We start from the raw sequence: 17,393 nt of genomic DNA, 5'->3' as shown, positions 1-17,393 counted from the left end.
AGAAGGAGTAAGAACCAATGAGCAGAAGTCTCAAAAAGGGGCCGTTCGTGGAAGCTCGCCTGCTCTCGCGTATCATCGCGATGAACGAGGCCGGCACGAAGGACGTCGTGAAGACGTGGTCGCGCGCGTCCACGATCTTCCCCGAGATGGTGGGCCACACCATCGCCGTCCACGACGGGCGCAAGCACGTGCCCGTGTACATCACCGAGTCCATGGTCGGCCATAAGCTGGGCGAGTTCGCGCCCACCCGCACGTTCCGCGGTCACAAGGCCAAGTAGGGGGTTTCACGTACATGGCAACTAAAGCTACCGATACCGAGACCCGCGAGGTGCGCGCCGTCGCGAAGTACGTGCGCGTCTCGCCTTCCAAGGCTCGCCTCGTGGTCGATCTCATCCGTCGCAAGTCTGTCGAGCAGGCTTTCGACATCCTGCATTTCTGCGAGCGCGCCGTCGCCGTGGACGTGGAGAAGTGCCTCCGCTCCGCTGTGGCCAACGCCGTGAACAACAACGGCATGCGCGCCGATGACCTCGTGGTCGCCGCCGCCTACGTGGACGAGGGCCCCACGCTCAAGCGCATCCGCCCGCGCGCCAAGGGTTCCGCCTCGCGCATCCTCAAGCGCACGAGCCACATCACCATCGTCGTCGCTCCGCGAAAGGAGGCTTAACGCACTATGGGTCAGAAAGTCTACCCCACCGGTTTCCGTCTCGGCATCACCGAGAACTGGCGCTCCCGTTGGTACGCCGACAAGGACTACGCCAAGACCCTCGGTAACGACCTTGAGCTCCGCAAGTACCTGGCCAAGCGCCTCCGTCGTGCCGCCGTCTCCCGCGTGGAGATCGAGCGCGCCGGCGATAAGGTGAAGGTCATCATCTACACCGCCCGCCCCGGCATCGTGATCGGCAAGAAGGGCGCGGAGATCGACCAGATCCGCACCGAGCTCGAGAAGGTCGCTGGCGTCTCCAAGGGCCAGCTCTCCGTCGACGTCATCGAGATCAAGCGTCCCGAGCTCGACGCCGTGCTCGTCGCCCAGTCCATCGCCGAGCAGCTCGAGGGCCGCGTGGCCTTCCGTCGCGCCATGCGCAAGGCCGTCCAGTCCGCCCGCAAGGCTGGCGCCAAGGGCATTCGTATCCAGTGCTCCGGCCGCCTCGGCGGCGCCGAGATGGGTCGCCGCGAGTGGTACCGCGAGGGTCGCGTGCCGCTGCACACCCTGCGCGCCAAGATCGACTATGGCCAGGCCACCGCGCACACCACGATGGGTTCCTGCGGCGTCAAGGTCTGGATCTACCTGGGCGAGAAGCTTCCCGGCCAGCCCGTTCCGAACCCGGCGCTCGAGGGCTCCTCGCGTCCGCGCCGTCGTAACTCCGAGAGGAGGGGTCAGTAGTGCTTGCCCCTAAGCGTGTCCTTCACCGCAAGGTGCAGCGTGGCTCCATGAAGGGCCATGCCAAGGGTAATACCGAGCTGCATTTCGGTGACTACGGCATCAAGGCCCTCGAGGCCCATTGGATCACCAACCGCCAGATCGAGGCCGCTCGTGTTGCCATGACCCGTTACATGCGTCGTGGCGGCCGCGTGTTCATCACGATCTTCCCCGACAAGCCCATCACCAAGAAGCCCGCCGAGACCCGCATGGGTTCCGGTAAGGGCAACCCCGAGGAGTGGGTGGCCGTCGTGAAGCCCGGTCGCATCATGTTCGAGATCTCGGGCGTGTCCGAGGAGATCGCGCGCGAGGCGCTCCGCCTGGCGCAGCACAAGCTCCCCATCAAGACCAAGATCGTGTCCCGCGCGGAGCAAGACGGGGAGGATAAGTAAATGAAGCCCGCAGAGATTCGTGCGCTTTCCGACGAGCAGCTCGTCGAAAAGCTGAAGGAAGGTCGAGCCGAGCTCTTCAACCTTCGTTTCCAGATGGCCACGAGCCAGCTCGACAACACCGCTCGCGTCAAGACCGTGAAGAAGGACATCGCGCGCATTCTCACCGAGCAGCGCGCCCGCGAGATCGCGGCCGAGAAGTCCGCTGCGGCAGAGTAGAGCTTGAGGAGATAAGATGAGCGATACTACGCGTAACACGCGCAAGGTCCGTACCGGCACGGTCGTCTCCATCTCGGGCAACAAGACCATCGTTGTCCAGACCCTGGAGCGCAAGCGTCACCCCAAGTACGGCAAGATGATGACCAGCACCAAGAAGCTTCATGCACATGATGAGGAGTGCACCGCCGGCGTGGGCGATACGGTTCGCGTCATGGAGACCCGTCCTCTGTCCAAGATGAAGCGCTGGCGTCTCGTTGAGATCATCGAGCGCGCCAAGTAGGCTGCATTGATTGTTCACCCGGCGATGTGCGCTGCGTGACGGGGAGTCACCCCGCGGCATGCGCAGCGCACCTCTCGTCGGCCTAGGTTCGGAGGAACTACCATGATTCAAATGCAAACCATGCTCAACGTCGCCGATAACTCCGGTGCGCGCAAGGTTCGCTGCATCAAGGTGCTCGGTGGCTCCAAGCGCCGCTATGCAGGAATCGGCGACGTTATCGTGGCTGCCGTGCAGGAGGCCACGCCCGGCGCCAACGTCAAGAAGAAGGACGTTGTGAAGTGCGTCGTCGTGCGCACGGTGAAGGAGGTCCGCCGCAAGGACGGCTCCTACATCCGCTTCGACGACAACGCCTGCGTCGTCATCAACAACGACGGTTCGCCCGTGGGCACCCGTATCTTCGGGCCCGTGGCGCGCGAGCTGCGTGACAAGAAGTACATGAAGATCGTCTCGCTTGCTCCCGAGACCCTGTAAAGAGAGGAGAGAACGCATATGCCTAAGATGCAGATCAAGACGGGCGACACCGTCAAGATTCTCTCCGGCAAGGATCGCGGCAAGCAGGGCACCGTTCTGCGCGCGTACCCCGCCGAGGGCAAGATCAAGGTCGAGGGCGTGGCCATCGTGAAGAAGGCCGTCAAGCCCAACCAGCAGAACCAGCAGGGCGGCATCGTGCCGCAGGAGGCCAAGATCGACGCCTCCAACGCGATGCTCGTGTGCCCCAAGTGCGGCGCGGCGACCCGCGTCGGCCATAAGCAGGGCGAGCTCGACGGTCACAAGACCTCGATCCGCGTCTGCAAGAAGTGCGGCGCCGAGTTCTAAACGACGCGCTCACCACGCATTGAAAGACCCCGGAAAGCTCCGATATCGGATGCCTTCCGGGGTCTTTTGCGTTTGATCGCGTAGCCGAGCGTGGGGAAGAAAACGGTTGGGAGATGCGCGCCGGGTTAGCGATCGGTCGAAAGGTTCTGAGTCTCCTCGATCTCTGCGATCATGTCGATGCGACGTTGGTGGCGGCCGCCCTGGAACTCGGCGCCGAGCCACTCATCGACGATCATCTTGGCAAGCTCGGGGCCGACGACGCGCGCGCCGAAGGCGATGATGTTCGTGTTGTTGTGCTCGCGGCTCAGCTTGGCCGAATAGGGCTCCGAGCACACGCAGGCCCGAATGCCGTGCACCTTGTTGGCAGCGAGGCTGATGCCCACGCCTGTGCCGCAGATGAGCACGCCGAGGTCCACGTCGCCCGATGCGACGGCCTTGCCCACCGCATAGCCGGAGATGGGGTAATCGAAGCGCTCGGTGCTGTTGGTGCCGAAGTCGACCACCTCGTGCCCCTGCTGCTCCAGGTGCTCCTTAATGATGTTCTTGAGCTCGACGGCCACATGGTCGTTGCCGATACCGATTTTCATGGTGGTTCCTTTCACTGTAGGTACCCTACCTAACCTGCGGGCTGCTGGAAGGCAGCTCGCCTATGCATGAAGCGCCCGAAGGGCCTTGATGCTCTGCGCGTAATCGCCTTTCCCGAAGAGCGCGCTCGTGCCCAGGATGAAGCCATCGGCTCCCAGGCCGGAGAGCTCGGCGATGCGCTCCGGGCTGCACGCCCCGTCCACGGTGAGCGTGAAGCCGTAGCGGTGCTTGAGCTCGGCGAGGCGGGCGATCTTATCCTTCGTGAACTCGATGAACGCCTGGCCGGCGAAGCCCGGGCTCACGGTCATGACCATGACGTAATCCACGACGTTGAGCAGCTCCTCGATAGAGGGGATTGAGGTATCGGGATTGATGGCGATGCCGGCCTTCGCCCCGCCGTCGCGGATGGCGGCGAGGGTCTTCACGCAGTAGCGCTCAGATTCGGGATGGATGTAGATGAGGTCGACGCCCGCATCGAGGAACAGGTTTATCGAGCGCGCGGGGTGCTCGATCATGAGGTGGCAGTCGATAGGCTTCTCCGTGGCGCTGCGCACCGCCTTGATGTCCATGAGGCCCATGGCGATATTGGGCACGAACGACCCATCCATCACGTCGCAGTGGAACATATCGGCGCCGGCCGCGTCGAGCTCCTGAACCTCGGAGCGCAGGTTCCCGTAATCGGCGCACATCATGCTCGGGCAGAGTAACATGGCACGCTTCCTTTCTCTATGTTCGGGTGAACGGTAGAAAATCGTCGCTGAACGGTACATGGCTTCATAGAAAACTAGATTATTTCAATTAAATTCAAATCCTCCAATAATCAAGCATCCAATAAAACAGCAGGTAAATAAGGGTAGTCATGGGAGCATGTCATCCCTTACCTCAAAATTTTATGACAATTCTTAAAAAACTGTGGCAAATTTTGAAAAAACTTGGAATACAATGAGTGCCGAAAGCCGGCGTGATGAACGCGGTAATCGCGGTCGCGTGCAGAGCGCCTGAACATGAGGAGGGCTCGAATTGAAACTGGCCACGCAAATCAACTCGTATTTCCGCTCGGGAGACAAAAACCTCGATCGCGTGTTCGCGCAATTCGAGGAGGTCGGGCTTACCCATGTCGATCTGAACTATCCGGAGCATGTGGGTGAGACCCCGGCGGAGCAAATGAAGCAGCTGCTCGAATCGCATGGCCTCAAGCTCAACGGGGTGGCCTTGCGCTTTCGCGGCGATTTCATCAACGGTGAGCTGGGGAACGCGGATCCGAGCATCGCGGGCAAGGCACTGCGGCTCTGCCGCGAGGCGTGCGACTACTGCCGTGCCGTGGGCGGCGATACCGTCACCATCTGGCTGGGGTTCGACGGGTTCGACTACAGCTTCCAGATCGACTACACCCGCGTGTGGAACCAGCTCGTCAACGCATATCGCACCGTGTGCGACTATGCGCCCGACCTCAAGATCAGCATCGAGTACAAGCCGTATGAGGAGCGCTCCTACGCGTTCATCGACAGCATGGGCATCGCAGGCATGATGCTCGCCGAGGTCGACCGCCCCAACCTGGGCGTCACCCTCGACTACTGCCACATGCTCATGAAGCACGAGAACCCCGCCATGGCATGCGACATCTTCGGCGGCCGCGGCAAGCTCTTCGGCGTGCACCTCAACGACGGCTACGGCGTCATGGACGACGGCCTCATGATCGGGACGGCATCGCCCATGAAGACGCTCGAATTCATCTACTACCTCAAGAAGCACAGCTACGACAGCGCGATCTACTTCGACACGTTCCCCACCATCGAGGATGCCGAGGAGGAGTGCGCCCAGAACATCGCGATGATCGGCATGCTCGACCGCGCGCTCGATGCGGTGGGGCTCGATGAGGTGCAGTGCGTCATCGACGCGAACAGCGGGATCGAGGCGGCCAAGCTCATGCGACGCCTCCTGTGCGCCTGCACGGAGTAACCACCCTGCCTGGGGGCGTATCCCCTAGGCATCATCTCACCAGTTCAGTCACAATCGGAACCGGCTCTCATTCCCGAGCCGGATCCGTGGCGCATCCGTCGGGGCGAACCCACATGCCCCTGCGGATGGAAAAGAGGGGGCCGGGCGCAGGGAGCCGTCCGGTCGCGATAAAGAAGGGAAGGGAGCCCTTATGGCAAAACGCGATTGGGATGCTACGGCTCGCGGCATTCTCGATGCCGTGGGTGGGCCCGAGAACATCTCGGGTCTGACGCACTGCGCGACGCGCCTGCGTCTCAACCTGAAGGACGATTCGAAGTGCGATGACGCGACGGTCAAAGAGGTCGATGGCGTCATCAACACCGTCAATTCCGCCGGCCAGTATCAGATCCTCATCGGCACCGAGGTGCCGAAGCTCTACGAGTAGTTCGAGCCGCTCGTCAAGGGGACGAACACCCAGGTCTCCACGACCTCGGGATCGAGCGACGAGGGTGTGATCAGCAAGATCTTCGGTGCCGTCTCGGGCATCTTCGCGCCGCTGCTTCCCGCCATGGCGGGCTCCGGTATCCTGCGCGGCATCCTAATCCTGCTCACGCAGCTCGGCGTGATCACCGAGGGTTCGGGTACCTATGTGATCTGGTACACCCTCTCGATGAGCGTGTTCTACTTCCTGCCGGTGCTTCTGGCGTTCTCGGCGGGCAAGCGCTTCGGGGCGAGCCCGTACCTTTCGGCGCTTATCGGCGCGTGCCTGCTCTACCCGGATTTCATCAACCTCATGGGCGAGATCGGCAACGGTGCGACCACCGATTTCTTCGGGATCCCCGTCGTGCTCATGAACTATAACTCCACGGTCGTCCCGGCGATCCTTGCCGTGTGGGCGTACTCGTTCCTCTACAAGTTCCTGGACGATAAGATCCCCGAGACTCTCAAGCTCGTGGTGCTTCCTGCCGTCTCGCTCATCATCATGGTGCCGCTTACCATGATGATCATCGGCCCCATCGGCGTGTATGCTGGCGAGGGCGTCGCGTTCGTGGTCAACTGGGTCATCGATAGGAGCTCCGTACTCGCGGGCATCCTCGTGGGCGGCGGCTGGTCGGTGCTCGTCTCCATGGGCATCCACTGGGCCGTGAACCCCATCATGATCAACAACATCGCCCAGAACACCTTCGACTACATCTGCCCGTTCACCTTCGCGTGCAACTTCGGCGTGATCGGCGTCGCCCTCGGCGTGTTCCTGAAGGCGCGTAACCAGAAGCTCAAGAGCTTTGCCGCATCCGGCGTGGTCACCATCGCGCTTTCGGCCATCATCGAGCCGACGCTCTTCGGCATGCTCGTCAAGAACAAGAAGCTCTGGGGCGCTCAGATCATCGCGGGCGCTGCGGGCGGCGCGTTCTGCGGACTCACCCATGTGGTCTGCACGGCGTTCGTGTTCGGTTCGGTGACGACGTTCCCGGCCTTCGTGAGCCCGGATGCGATGAACTTCGTCTACGCGATGATCGCCATGCTTATCTCGACGGTGGTCGGCGCGGTGCTCGGCTTCATCTTCACCGGTCGCGATGACCAGCTCGCGTAAGCATGCGCGCTAACCGGCTTGCGCGCGCGGCGTGGATTCGCGCGGTGAGACGGACATAAGCTGGGAAAGCGAAATGCGAGCGGCCGTCGGCATGCCAAGAAGGGTTGCATGCCGGCGGCCGCGAGCGTAGGCGGCGCGGTGCGCGTCGAGGGGATCGGCATCGGTTGCCCGTCGAGCCGCTCGTGGGACGATGACGCTACAATAGGGCGAGGATTCCACAAGGAGGCACGATGATTCCCTACGAACGCCAGCAGCTGGTGCTGCAGCATCTCAGTGAGTCGGATCTGTTGAAGATCGAGGACCTTCAGGAGCTGCTGCCCGATACCTCGGTATCGACGCTCCGGCGCGACCTCAAGGAGCTCGAGAAGCAGGGGCGCGTCGAGATGCTGGCCGGCGGGGCGGTGCGCCTGAACGCGGTCTCGCACGAGCTGGGCGTCATGGTCACCGGCGCGCTCCACGCGGCCGAGAAGGAACGCATGGCGCAGCGCGCGCTCGAAGAGGTCTCCGACGGCGATACCGTGTACCTCGACTCGGGAACGAGCTGCACGGCGCTCCTGCGCCACCTCATCGACCGCGACGTCACGATCTACACGGCGAACGGCAGCGCGTGCTACATCACGGGCGACATGCGGGCGCAGGTCATCATCATCGGCGGAGCGTACAACCCGCGGACGCTGTCCATGACCGGCCCCATCACCGAGGGCATCCTGAAGGACCTCTACTTCGATAAGGCGTTCCTGGGTGTCAACGCGGTGAGCATCGACCGCGGCGTCACGAACCCGAGCCATGACGAGGCGATCAAGAAGCAGCTGGTCAAGGAGAATTCGAACCGTACGTACATCCTGTGCGACAGCAGCAAGTTCCATCGCGTCTCGAATGTCCGCGTCTTCGGCCTTGACGGGCTTTCGATCATCTCGGAAACCGGGGACGACCAGCTTGGGAGATACGTCGAGATTCTAACCCCCGATAACTAGGCGGCGGAATCGCAGGCATCGCACAGCCCGTCCGCTCGCCAGAACCGTTCAAAGGAGTGCCGTATGGGTTTGTTTGATGTGTTCAAGAAGAAAGAGGCCTCGAAGCAGACTGCGGGCGAGACGTGGCCGGTCGTGCTCAAGGCCCCCGTATCAGGCCGCGTAATCGCCATGGCCGACATCCCGGATCCCGTGTTCAGCACCGAGGTGCTCGGCAAGGGGTGCGCCATCTGGCCGGAATCCACCGTGGTGTATGCGCCGTGCGCGGGGACCGTCTCGGTGGTTATGGGCCATGCCGTGGGTTTGACGTCGGACGATGGGGTCGAGGTGCTCGTGCACGTCGGCGTGGATACCGTCGATATGGAAGGCAAGGGATTCACGGGCCACGTGGCGGAGGGTGCGAAGGTGAAGGCGGGCGACGCCCTGCTCTCGTTCGATCGCGACGCCATCGCGGCGGCCGGGCATCCGGATTGCGTGGTGGTCGCCGTCTCGAACACCGCCGAGTTTTCGGACGTGTCGCCCATCCCCGCTGCCGAAGATGTGGTCGAGGCGGGCGCGCCGCTCATCTCCGTGTCCAAGTAACGGCAAGATCATAGAGCTGATTGAAGCCCGGGAGTTCGCACGTCGAGCCCCCGGGCTTTGTGATGATAAAATGGTGTCAGACACCTTTTTATCACGTGGGAAAGGGGAGCGATATGGGCAAGCAGGCGATCATCGCGGCGAAGGCACCGGCAGCGCTGGGGCCATATTCCTCGGCAGTGCGCGCGGGGGACACGCTGTACCTCTCGGGGCAGCTCGGCATCGACCCTGCGACGGGTGAGCTCGCCGAGGGCGTGGAGGCGCAGGCGCGCCAGGCCATGCAGAACATCGCGGCGGTGCTCGAGGAGGCGGGTGCGAGCTTCGACGACGTGGTGAAGATGACGGTGCTCCTCGCCGACATCGACGATTTCGCCGCGGTAAACGAGGTGTATGGCAGCTTCCTCGCCGCGCCGTATCCCGCGCGGAGCGCCTTCCAGGTGGCGGCGATCCCCAAGGGCGCGCTCGTGGAGATCGAGGCCATCGCGGTGCTCTAGCCCGGCCGCATGTAAATTTACCCCAGCGACTTTTTTACATCCCACGTCGCCCCATCCGATTGAGGCGTTTTCGTCGCACAATGTAAAAAAGTCGCTGGGGTAAATTTACATGCGCGGGAAGAGCTCGAGCATGCGGGCGGGTACGGGGGCGACGATGCGCACCGGCTCGCCGGAGACGGGGTCGGTGAATGCGAGCTCGTGCGCGTGCAGCATGAGGCCGCGCGAATCAGGCGCGCCGTAGAGCGCATCGCCTAGCAGGGGGAAGCCGGCGTGCGCAAGGTGCACGCGAATCTGGTGCTTGCGCCCGGTGTGGAGCTGCACGTCGAGCAGCGTGAGCCAGCGGCCATCGACGCGCCGCCGGTCGAGCGCGGCTGCATGCGTGTGCGCCGCCTTGCCGGTCTTGCTCACGCGCATGCGCCGCGCATCGTGGCGGTCGCGGCCGATCGGCCAGGTGAGCGAGCGCTCGTCCCAGGGGATCTTCCCGCACGCGATGGCGAGGTAGCGCTTCGAGATGGAACGTTCGGCGATGAGCCGGTCGTAGGTGCCCTGCGTGCGCTTGCAGAGGGAGAAGAGCACGATGCCGCTCGTATCGCGGTCGAGCCGTTGGAGTGCCTGGAGCTCGTCTGCCTGGGCGGGGGAGACGCCGGGGATGCTCCCGCCGCGGATGCGCTCGGCCATGAGCCCGGTGAGCGTCGGGGCCCCGGTACCGTCCCCGTGCACGATGATGCCCGCGGGCTTGTCGACCGCGAGCAGCGTCCCGGACACGTAGAGCACGGCGGCAGAGTCCGTCGGCTCGCCTGTTGATCCCAAGTGCGCCACCTTACTCGACCTCGGCGAAGAGGCAGCCCGAGCTCGCGCCCTTCTGCCGTGCGGGCGGTCGGCGCCCGGCGAGCGCGGCGTCGAGGGAACGGCGTGCGCGAGCCACCTGGGCGGCGAGCTCATCGGTGGAAAGCAGGGTGCCGTCGACCAGGAAGCGCGACACGCCGGCAGCGATGAGCTGCGGCAGCTGCGGGGTGTAATCGAGCGCGTACGCATCGTAGAGGTGCGAGCGGCCGTGGAGGTCGGTGCGCACGGGGAGCAGCTTGTCGTCGATGTTGTGCAGCACGAGGTTGCGGCGGCGCAGGGCGCAGCGCGCGCAATCGTGGATGCAGGCGTCGGCGACCTGCAGGATGCAGTGCTCACTCGTCATGACGCGCGGCTTGCCGAACACCATGACGCCGAGCGGGATGTCCGTCTTGGGCGCGAGGCGCTCGATCTCGGCAAGCGAGAGCTCGGGCGAGAGCCAGGCGGCCTGCGCGCCCGCCTGAGCGAGGAACGCGAGGCAGGCGGCGTTGTGCGTGGGAATGCAGGAGCGGAGCTCGGCCGCAGCGCCGCGCTGGGCGGCGAGGGCGAGTTCGGAGATGGTGCCCACGGCGACGGGTGCCTCCGGTGCGACCCAGGGGTCGAGGCGCTCGTGGTCGCGCTCGCGGCACACCTCGTCGAGGATGGGGATGATGCCCAGCTCGGCGGCATCTTCGGGAGCGAGCCCCTCCGCCAGGAGGTCGTCCACGGCTATGTAGACGCGTTCCGCGCCGGCCTCGCGTGCGGCCTGGGCGCCCGCGCGGGTGGTCGCGATGGCGCAGAGGATGGTCGGGCGCTCCGCCGCCGCGCCCGTGGCGGCGAGCTCCGTGGGAGCACCCACGCCCGTCGCCAGGTCGAGCCTCTCCAGCTCCTTCGCCCGCTGCTCATACGGCCGCAAGATGGCCCCCTCAAGCGCGGCGCATGCCTCGGCGCGCACGGCATGCACGGCGGAGAAGCCCATGCCGCACCCCTCGTCGAGCTCGACCGCGCACGACGCCATCTCGAACGGCGTCGAACCCATGCGGCCCACGTGCTCGGCCAGATCGTCGCGGCTCACCGCGCGCGTCCGCGCTGGCTCCACGGTGAAGCCCTCGGCGGCAGCGGCAAGCGAGGGGTCGTCGCAGCAGGCGAGCTCGACGCGGAACGGCTCGCCCAGGCGCGCCCGCACGCGCACGTCCACCATGCGCTTGCGTGGGACGGCGCGCTTGAGCACGGCGTCGGCGCGATCGATCGCCTCCTGGCTGCGGATGACGCGCACGCGCCAGCCCACCTCAACCGGCCGCGGCACCTCGACCTCGAGGAGCTCGCCTGTACGCGCGTCGCGGCGGGCGAGCGTGGTGAGGAACGTGTCCGGGTGGGCGTCGTCGCGCAGCTCGAGCAAATCGCCGGTGCCCACGGGCGCATCGAGGGCGAGGCGGGCGGTGCCGGCCGGCCCCTTGATCTGGGCACGCATGCGCTCGCCCTTCGTGAGCGGCTCGCGCGCGGTGAAGGCCGTCACGCGCCCCACGACCTCGCCGCGGTTGTTCGACCGCTCGTAGCTCATCATGTCGTCGTCCGAGCGCCCGTCCTGGTAGGCATGGGTGAAATCGCGGTTGAAGCAGCGCTTGAGCTGCCGCTGCCGCGCGGCGCGCTCCTCGGCGCCCACCGCGCGCCCGGCGAGCACGTCGTCGAGCTCGCGGCGGTAGGCGTCCGTCACCGCGAAGACGTAGTCGGCCGCCTTCATGCGCCCCTCGAGCTTGAGGGCTGCGGCGCCCGCATCGACGAGCCGCGGGAGCAGCTCGGTGGTGTTCGTGTCGCGCGGGCAGAGCGGTCGCCCGCGCCCGGGGGCGGAGATCACGCGCCCGTTCTCGTCCAAGAGCTCGTAGGGGAGGCGGCAGGGCTGCGCACACATGCCGCGGTTCGCCGAGCGCCCCGCCTGGCAGAAGCTCGAGAGCAGGCAGATGCCCGAGTAGCTGAAGCAGATGGAGCCGTGGGCGAAGACCTCGAGGTCGATGCCCGGGCACGCGGCGTGGATCTGCGCGATCTCGTCGATGGAGAGCTCGCGCGAGAGCGTCACGCGGTCGGCGCCCGCGGCCTCGCACCAGGCCGTTCCGCGCGCGTCGTGGATGTTCGCTTGGGTTGAGATATGCGTCTCGATGCCCGGCATGAGCCGGCGCACCTCGGCGAAGAGGCCCCAGTCCTGGATGATGAAGGCGTCCGCCCCGAGCTGCGAGCAATGGCGCACGAGCTCGAGGGCGTCTGTCATCTCGCGATCCTTGATGACGATGTTGATGGTCACGTACACGCGCGCGCCCGCGAGGTGCGCGGTTCGGCACGCCTCGGCGAAGGCGTCGTCGGTGAAGTTCTGCGCCTTGCGGCGCGCGTTGAACGCGCCCATGCCGAGGTAGATGGCATCGGCTCCGGCGGCGAGCGCGGCGGCGAAGGGCGCCGGGCCGCCTGCGGGCGCGAGGAGCTCGGGGGAGCGGGTGGGCATGCTCGGGGTTCCTTTCGGCATACGACGTGACCCAAGGCGCGCCGCGGTGCGTGCGCGACGGCTCATCGAGCGGCGCTATGGCCCGCAGTTCACGCGCTTGGGGTGGAACAACCCATTGTCACACACTTTGAATGCGAAAATCGCAACGCGCGCCGCCCTCCATAAGCGTTTCGGTTCGGGTGAGCTCAAGGCACGGGCAGAGGCCGCGGAACAGGTAGGGGTCGCGACGGCAGGAGAGCAGGGTGCCCAGGTGCTCGAGGCCCAGGCGCCGGTACATCTCGGCGAACTCGCAGCGGACGGCGTCCATCGCGAGCGTCCCCGCCTCCTCGTCGAGCTCGATGCGGCCCCACTCCATGGCGTCTCCCGCCGAGAAGCGGGGGATCGCGACGTCGTGGTAGTACGCGAGCGGGGACGTCCCCTCGGGAACCTCGGCGGCGAGTGCCTCGCCCGCGGCTGTCCCCAGCTCCGCCACGGCCTCCTCGACGATGGCGTCGGCGCGCTCGCGGCCGAGCTCACGGACGAACGCCTCATAGATCGGGGCGATGGCGCGTGCCTCGATCTCGCGGCGGACGATGAGCGGGACATCCTCGGGGCTAGGCCGGGTGGGATTCGCGTCCTTGGACATGGTGCACTCCTTCGCTGCTTCCGGTGGGCTTCGGTAGCAACAATCTACACCAACCGATAGGATTCCTGCCGCTTGCCGTACGCGGCGGCGAATGTCGCGCGCGCCGCCGCGAGCGCATGACCAACTTCTTCGGCTAGTTTCCCTCCGTTCCGGCGTACACTTCAAAGTGCTTTGCGCGCGGAGGGCGCGACGACCGGGGTCAACCCGAGCGTCGGATGAAAGCCGAAATGGGAAGGGAATGATCATGAAGTACGATTTCACGTCGATTCTGAACCGCCATGGGCAGGATTCCCTTGCCGTCGACGGGCTCGGTCAGAGGCCCGGCATGACGCCGGAGCCCCCGCAGGAGGGGTTCGACTTCATTCCCATGTGGGTCGCCGACATGAACTTCCCCGTGGTGCCCACCATCCAGGAGGCCATCATCGAACGCGCGAAGCAGCCGCATTTTGGCTATTTCGCACCGCGCGATGAGTACTTCGACGAGATCATCAAGTGGCACGAGACGCGCAACGGCGTCGAGGGGCTCACCAAGGAGTGCATCGGTTACGAGAACGGCGTGCTCGGCGGCGTGGTCTCCACGCTCAAGTCGTTCATGCAGCCGGGCGACGCCGTGCTGCTCCACAGCCCCACGTACATCGGCTTCACGGGCTGCATCGAGAACGCGGGCTTCAAGATCGTGCACTCGCCGCTCGTGCTCGACGAGAACGGCACGTGGCGCATGGACTTCGAGGACATGGAGAAGAAGCTCGCCGAGAACAACATCCATGCCGCGGTGTTCTGCTCGCCGCACAACCCCACCGGCCGCGTGTGGGAGCGCGAGGAGATCGAGCAGGCGATGGAGCTCTACAAGAAGTACGACTGCGTCGTCGTGTCCGACGAGATCTGGTCTGACATCATCATGCCCGGACACAAGCACATCCCCACGCAGTCCGTCTCCGAGGACGCCCGCAACCGCACTGTGGCGCTCTACGCGCCGTCGAAGACGTTCAACCTCGCCGGCCTCGTGGGCAGCTACCACATCATCTACAACAAGTACCTGCGCGACCGCGAGACCGCGACGGCCTCGAAGGCGCATTACAACGACATGAACGTGCTCTCCATGCACGCGCTCATCGGCGCCTACAAGCCCGAGGGCTACGAGTGGGTGGACGAGCTCTGCGAGGTGCTGGGCAAGAACGTCGACTACGCGTACGACTACATCACCGAGCACTTCAAGGGCGTCACGCTCTCCAAGCCCGAGGGCACCTACATGCTCTTCCTCGACTGCACCGAATGGCTCGAGGAACACGGTCGCGACATCGCCTGGCTGCAGAAGGCTGGCTGGAACGTGGGCGTGGGCTGGCAGGACGGCCGCCCGTTCCACGGCCCCAACGCGATTCGCATGAACCTCGCCGTGCCGTTCTCGCGCGTGCAGGAGGCGTTCGATCGCCTGGACAAGTACGTGTTCAACGCATAGGCCGCGTGCGGTTCCGCTCATCCTGGTAAATCTGCCGTTCGCGATAAATAATAAAAAATTATTAGAAATTCTCACCAGTTTTGATAAATTCTCTCTAGGGAGGCTATTCCTTGGTACGCGAAGGGAGAATTTTCATGGCTTCAGGGAGAAATTGGAAACTTATAGTAGGCACCATCATAGCGACGTGCCTGTCGGGGGCGACGGTGATTTACTCTCCGGCGGTCGCGAGCGTCCAGTCCACGTTCAACGTCGCGCCCGACGTGCTCTCGAGCATGTTGAGCCTTGCTGCCATCGCAAACTTGGTGGGCGCCCTGGTGGCGGGCTTGCTGCAGCGCTTCATTGCTCAGCGGGTCGTCATCATCCTCGCGGCTGCCCTCGCCCTTGTGGGTGCAGCCCCGTTGTTCATCAGCAACAGCTTCACTGTGGTGTACGTGGCGCTCATGACCTGCAACGTCGGCATGGGCATCATGGGCGCGACCTCACAGTCCTATATCAGCCTGCACTTTGACGGCGATCAGCGCGGCGAGGTCATGGCATGGCGCACGAGTGCGCAGGGATTGTCGAATGTCGCCCTTTCTGCAGGGGCAGGCGTATTGACGGCAATTACCTGGTACTACTGCTTCGGTCTCTACTTCGTCTTCGCGGTCTCGCTTCTTGCGGCGGTCATCCTGCTTCCGAGCGAGCCGCCGTTCCATAAGGAAGAGAAGAAGGCGGAGAAGGCGGCGGGCGCGCCTGTCAACGTGCAGGAGCACGGCAGGAAGCTCACGTCGTGGACGACCATCATGTTCCTGCTCCTCATCACGGCGACCACGTTCCTCGAGTGCGGCATCTACAACTACATCTCCATACACGCTGAGGCGAACAATCTGGGTGGTTCGGTCGCAGCGGGCATGACCATCTCCGCCTATCAGGCTGGCCTCATCGTCTCCGGTATCCTTGCGCCCTTCGTGTTCAAGATGGCCAAGCAGCGGACGCTCATTGTGGCCTATACGCTCGATCTCATCGGCTACGTGCTCATCTTCATCGCGCCTACCGCCATCGTCCTGTTCATCGGCGCCTTCCTGTGCGGCATGACATATGGTATCGCGACGACGCGCATCGGCGTGCTGGTCGCAGAGAGCGTGCGTCCCAGCCAGATTCCCACGGTCTTCAGTCTCTTTCAGGTTTTCGGTGCCGGCGGCTATATCGTGGGAGCGCCGATCTTCAGTGCCATCACGGGCATGATGCCGGGTTTGATGTCCTCGAACGTCTACCTGATCGGCATCGTATTCGCAGCGTGCATCATCGCGGTCGTGCTGTTCACCGGCATCGAGCGTCGGGCAGTTCTGCCTGTGGCGAACGCGGCGGAGGCAGCATAGTTCGCGGGCAGTCCCGCATAGCAGACGGCGCGCTTGCAGCTATTGGTTTGCTCTACAGAGGATGCATAGATCTTAGAAAGGACGCATCATGGAATACACGAAGGACTATTTCGACCAGGTCACGGATCGCACGGGCACGCACTGCGCGAAGTATGACTCTATGGGGATGTTCTTCCCCGGCGACGATCTCGTTCCTATGTGGATTGCGGATATGGAATTCCGTTGCCCGCAGGAGCTCATCGAAGCCGTTCGCAAGCGTACGGAGTGCGGCATCTACGGTTACCCCGAGCTGAGCGGGACGGCATATCATCACTTTGTAGTCGACTGGCAGCGCGAGCGCAATGGCATCGAGTATGCCGAGGATGACGTCTTCTTCGGCGAGAGCGCACTCACCGGCGTGAAGCTCGCCATCCATGCGCTGGCCAAGGAGGGCGAGGAAGTGCTCATGTTCCTGCCCACCTACAGCTACTTCCATAAGTACGTGGTCAACATGGGCCGTGTGCCTGTGATGCCGCATCTCGTCCACGACGAGAACGGCTACAGCATCGACTTCGACGCACTCGACGCGACGCTTGCCGAGCATGACATCAAGCTGCTCATCTTCTGCAGCCCGTTCAACCCGGTCGGGCGCGTGTGGACGGAGGAGGAGCTTACCAAGCTCATCACCATCTGTCAGAAGCACGGTGTGCCGATCGTCTCCGACGAGGTGCACAGCGACTTCATCATGCCAGGGCACACGTTCATCCCGACGGCGGCGGTCGCGCGCAAGCTCGGGTATGACCAGAACGTCATCACGACGTCCTCGATCTCCAAGACCTTCAACTGCGCCGGCATCAACGCGGGTTACTACATCATCCATGGCGAGGAAATGAAGGCAAAGATCGCCGCGTCCGCGACGTTCTTCGACGCGAGTGAGATGCTGGGCGGTTTCAGCTACCTCGCGCTCGAGCAGGTCTACACCGAGAACGGCGGCAAGTACGTCGACGCGCTCTGCAGCTACGTATATGACAATTACCGCTACCTGTGCGACCGTCTCGCCGCCCTGCCCTTCGCGGACGATATTGTGGTGAGCGATATGCAGGGCACGTACCTCGCTTGGATTCAGTTCAAGAACTATGGAGAAGCCGAGCGCCTTACCTATGAGTTCTGCAAGCACGGTGTCGCGCTCGAAGACGACGAGGAGTTCTTCGAGGACGAAGGCCATTTCATCCGCTTTAACCTTGCGGCGCCGCGCTCCGTCATTGAGCAGGCTGTGGAGCGCACTGAGGCGTGCCTGAAGGCGCTCTATTCTGCGGCGTAGGCGCTCGCAGGTAACATCACGACACCCATGGGCGGTGGCCGCGTAGCTTCTGGCCGCCGCCT

General features: G+C 64.0%; 22 protein-coding genes. 17 read left to right on the top strand and 5 right to left on the bottom strand.

All coding sequences use genetic code 11. From position 1 onward, the window contains the following. Positions 1-17: 17 nt before the first annotated feature. From rpsS to rplX, 8 genes are all read left to right on the top strand, one after another. Complete coding sequence (gene rpsS, locus BN423_RS07570) at positions 18-278, top strand: 30S ribosomal protein S19 (RefSeq protein WP_019247133.1); 261 nt, start codon at positions 18-20, stop codon at positions 276-278. A gap of 14 nt (positions 279-292) precedes the next feature. Continuing rightward, entirely contained in the window at positions 293-664 is a 372-nt protein-coding gene (gene rplV / locus BN423_RS07565; RefSeq protein ID WP_019239657.1) for a 50S ribosomal protein L22, read from the top strand. 6 nt (positions 665-670) lie between these two features. Next, complete coding sequence (gene rpsC, locus BN423_RS07560) at positions 671-1,381, top strand: 30S ribosomal protein S3 (protein ID WP_019239656.1); 711 nt, start codon at positions 671-673, stop codon at positions 1,379-1,381. Continuing rightward, a complete protein-coding gene (gene rplP, locus BN423_RS07555) occupies positions 1,381-1,809 on the top strand; it encodes a 50S ribosomal protein L16 (RefSeq protein WP_019239655.1) in 429 nt (142 codons plus the stop codon). The genes rpsC and rplP overlap by 1 nt, the downstream gene beginning before the upstream one ends. After that, positions 1,810-2,025 (top strand): 50S ribosomal protein L29, encoded by a 216-nt coding sequence (gene rpmC / locus BN423_RS07550; RefSeq protein WP_019239654.1) that lies wholly within the window; start codon positions 1,810-1,812, stop codon positions 2,023-2,025. A 16-nt stretch (positions 2,026-2,041) separates the two neighbouring features. Further along, the gene (gene rpsQ, locus BN423_RS07545; protein ID WP_019239653.1) at positions 2,042-2,305 is read left to right on the top strand and encodes a 30S ribosomal protein S17; all 264 of its coding nucleotides are present in this window, start codon (positions 2,042-2,044) and stop codon (positions 2,303-2,305) included. A gap of 102 nt (positions 2,306-2,407) precedes the next feature. Continuing rightward, positions 2,408-2,776, top strand: coding sequence for a 50S ribosomal protein L14 (gene rplN, locus BN423_RS07540; RefSeq protein ID WP_019239652.1), 369 nt, complete (start codon positions 2,408-2,410; stop codon positions 2,774-2,776). A gap of 18 nt (positions 2,777-2,794) precedes the next feature. After that, positions 2,795-3,121, top strand: coding sequence for a 50S ribosomal protein L24 (gene rplX / locus BN423_RS07535; protein WP_019239651.1), 327 nt, complete (start codon positions 2,795-2,797; stop codon positions 3,119-3,121). Between the two features lie 125 nt (positions 3,122-3,246). Here rplX and rpiB read toward each other — a convergent pair whose 3' ends face one another. Then, a complete protein-coding gene (gene rpiB / locus BN423_RS07530) occupies positions 3,247-3,708 on the bottom strand; it encodes a ribose 5-phosphate isomerase B (protein WP_019239650.1) in 462 nt (153 codons plus the stop codon). A gap of 60 nt (positions 3,709-3,768) precedes the next feature. Then, a complete protein-coding gene (gene rpe / locus BN423_RS07525) occupies positions 3,769-4,416 on the bottom strand; it encodes a ribulose-phosphate 3-epimerase (RefSeq protein WP_019239649.1) in 648 nt (215 codons plus the stop codon). Between the two features lie 310 nt (positions 4,417-4,726). Here rpe and BN423_RS07520 point away from each other — a divergent pair, with 310 nt between their 5' ends. The 6 genes from BN423_RS07520 (at position 4,727) to BN423_RS07495 (ending at position 9,279) form a co-directional block, all read left to right on the top strand. Continuing rightward, positions 4,727-5,665: a sugar phosphate isomerase/epimerase family protein gene (locus tag BN423_RS07520; RefSeq protein ID WP_019239648.1), complete on the top strand. Its 939-nt coding sequence runs from the start codon at positions 4,727-4,729 to the stop codon at positions 5,663-5,665. 190 nt (positions 5,666-5,855) lie between these two features. Continuing rightward, positions 5,856-6,089: a PTS transporter subunit EIIB gene (locus tag BN423_RS11695; protein WP_019239647.1), complete on the top strand. Its 234-nt coding sequence runs from the start codon at positions 5,856-5,858 to the stop codon at positions 6,087-6,089. A gap of 66 nt (positions 6,090-6,155) precedes the next feature. Further along, the gene (locus tag BN423_RS07510; RefSeq protein WP_019239646.1) at positions 6,156-7,235 is read left to right on the top strand and encodes a PTS transporter subunit EIIC; all 1,080 of its coding nucleotides are present in this window, start codon (positions 6,156-6,158) and stop codon (positions 7,233-7,235) included. Between the two features lie 230 nt (positions 7,236-7,465). Next, positions 7,466-8,209 carry a DeoR/GlpR family DNA-binding transcription regulator gene (locus BN423_RS07505; protein WP_019239645.1) on the top strand — a complete coding sequence of 248 codons (744 nt, stop codon included), beginning with the start codon at positions 7,466-7,468 and terminating at the stop codon, positions 8,207-8,209. 63 nt (positions 8,210-8,272) lie between these two features. Continuing rightward, entirely contained in the window at positions 8,273-8,788 is a 516-nt protein-coding gene (locus BN423_RS07500; RefSeq protein WP_019239644.1) for a PTS sugar transporter subunit IIA, read from the top strand. A gap of 113 nt (positions 8,789-8,901) precedes the next feature. Then, positions 8,902-9,279 carry a RidA family protein gene (locus tag BN423_RS07495; RefSeq protein ID WP_019239643.1) on the top strand — a complete coding sequence of 126 codons (378 nt, stop codon included), beginning with the start codon at positions 8,902-8,904 and terminating at the stop codon, positions 9,277-9,279. Positions 9,280-9,384: 105 nt separating this feature from the next. On the opposite strand, the gene BN423_RS07490 is transcribed toward BN423_RS07495, so the two are convergent. The 3 genes from BN423_RS07490 to BN423_RS07480 all read right to left on the bottom strand — a co-directional run bounded on the left by BN423_RS07490 (position 9,385) and on the right by BN423_RS07480 (position 13,217). Continuing rightward, positions 9,385-10,098 carry an RluA family pseudouridine synthase gene (locus BN423_RS07490; RefSeq protein WP_232385535.1) on the bottom strand — a complete coding sequence of 238 codons (714 nt, stop codon included), beginning with the start codon at positions 10,096-10,098 and terminating at the stop codon, positions 9,385-9,387. 1 nt (position 10,099) lies between these two features. Next, positions 10,100-12,592, bottom strand: coding sequence for a U32 family peptidase (locus tag BN423_RS07485; protein ID WP_019239641.1), 2,493 nt, complete (start codon positions 12,590-12,592; stop codon positions 10,100-10,102). A gap of 118 nt (positions 12,593-12,710) precedes the next feature. Then, positions 12,711-13,217: an L-2-amino-thiazoline-4-carboxylic acid hydrolase gene (locus BN423_RS07480; RefSeq protein ID WP_019239640.1), complete on the bottom strand. Its 507-nt coding sequence runs from the start codon at positions 13,215-13,217 to the stop codon at positions 12,711-12,713. A 244-nt stretch (positions 13,218-13,461) separates the two neighbouring features. Here BN423_RS07480 and BN423_RS07475 point away from each other — a divergent pair, with 244 nt between their 5' ends. The 3 genes from BN423_RS07475 (at position 13,462) to BN423_RS07465 (ending at position 17,331) form a co-directional block, all read left to right on the top strand. After that, the gene (locus tag BN423_RS07475; RefSeq protein WP_026089045.1) at positions 13,462-14,673 is read left to right on the top strand and encodes a MalY/PatB family protein; all 1,212 of its coding nucleotides are present in this window, start codon (positions 13,462-13,464) and stop codon (positions 14,671-14,673) included. A gap of 134 nt (positions 14,674-14,807) precedes the next feature. Then, complete coding sequence (locus BN423_RS07470; protein WP_262358998.1) at positions 14,808-16,031, top strand: MFS transporter; 1,224 nt, start codon at positions 14,808-14,810, stop codon at positions 16,029-16,031. Between the two features lie 88 nt (positions 16,032-16,119). Beyond that, a complete protein-coding gene (locus tag BN423_RS07465; RefSeq protein WP_019239637.1) occupies positions 16,120-17,331 on the top strand; it encodes a MalY/PatB family protein in 1,212 nt (403 codons plus the stop codon). Positions 17,332-17,393 lie beyond the last annotated feature (62 nt).

Source organism: Enorma timonensis, assembly GCF_000321165.1.
Taxonomy (GTDB): Bacteria; Actinomycetota; Coriobacteriia; order Coriobacteriales; family Coriobacteriaceae; genus Enorma.
The sequence above is the reverse complement of the archived record's forward strand: the minus strand, read 5'-3'. Positions and strand labels throughout refer to the sequence as shown.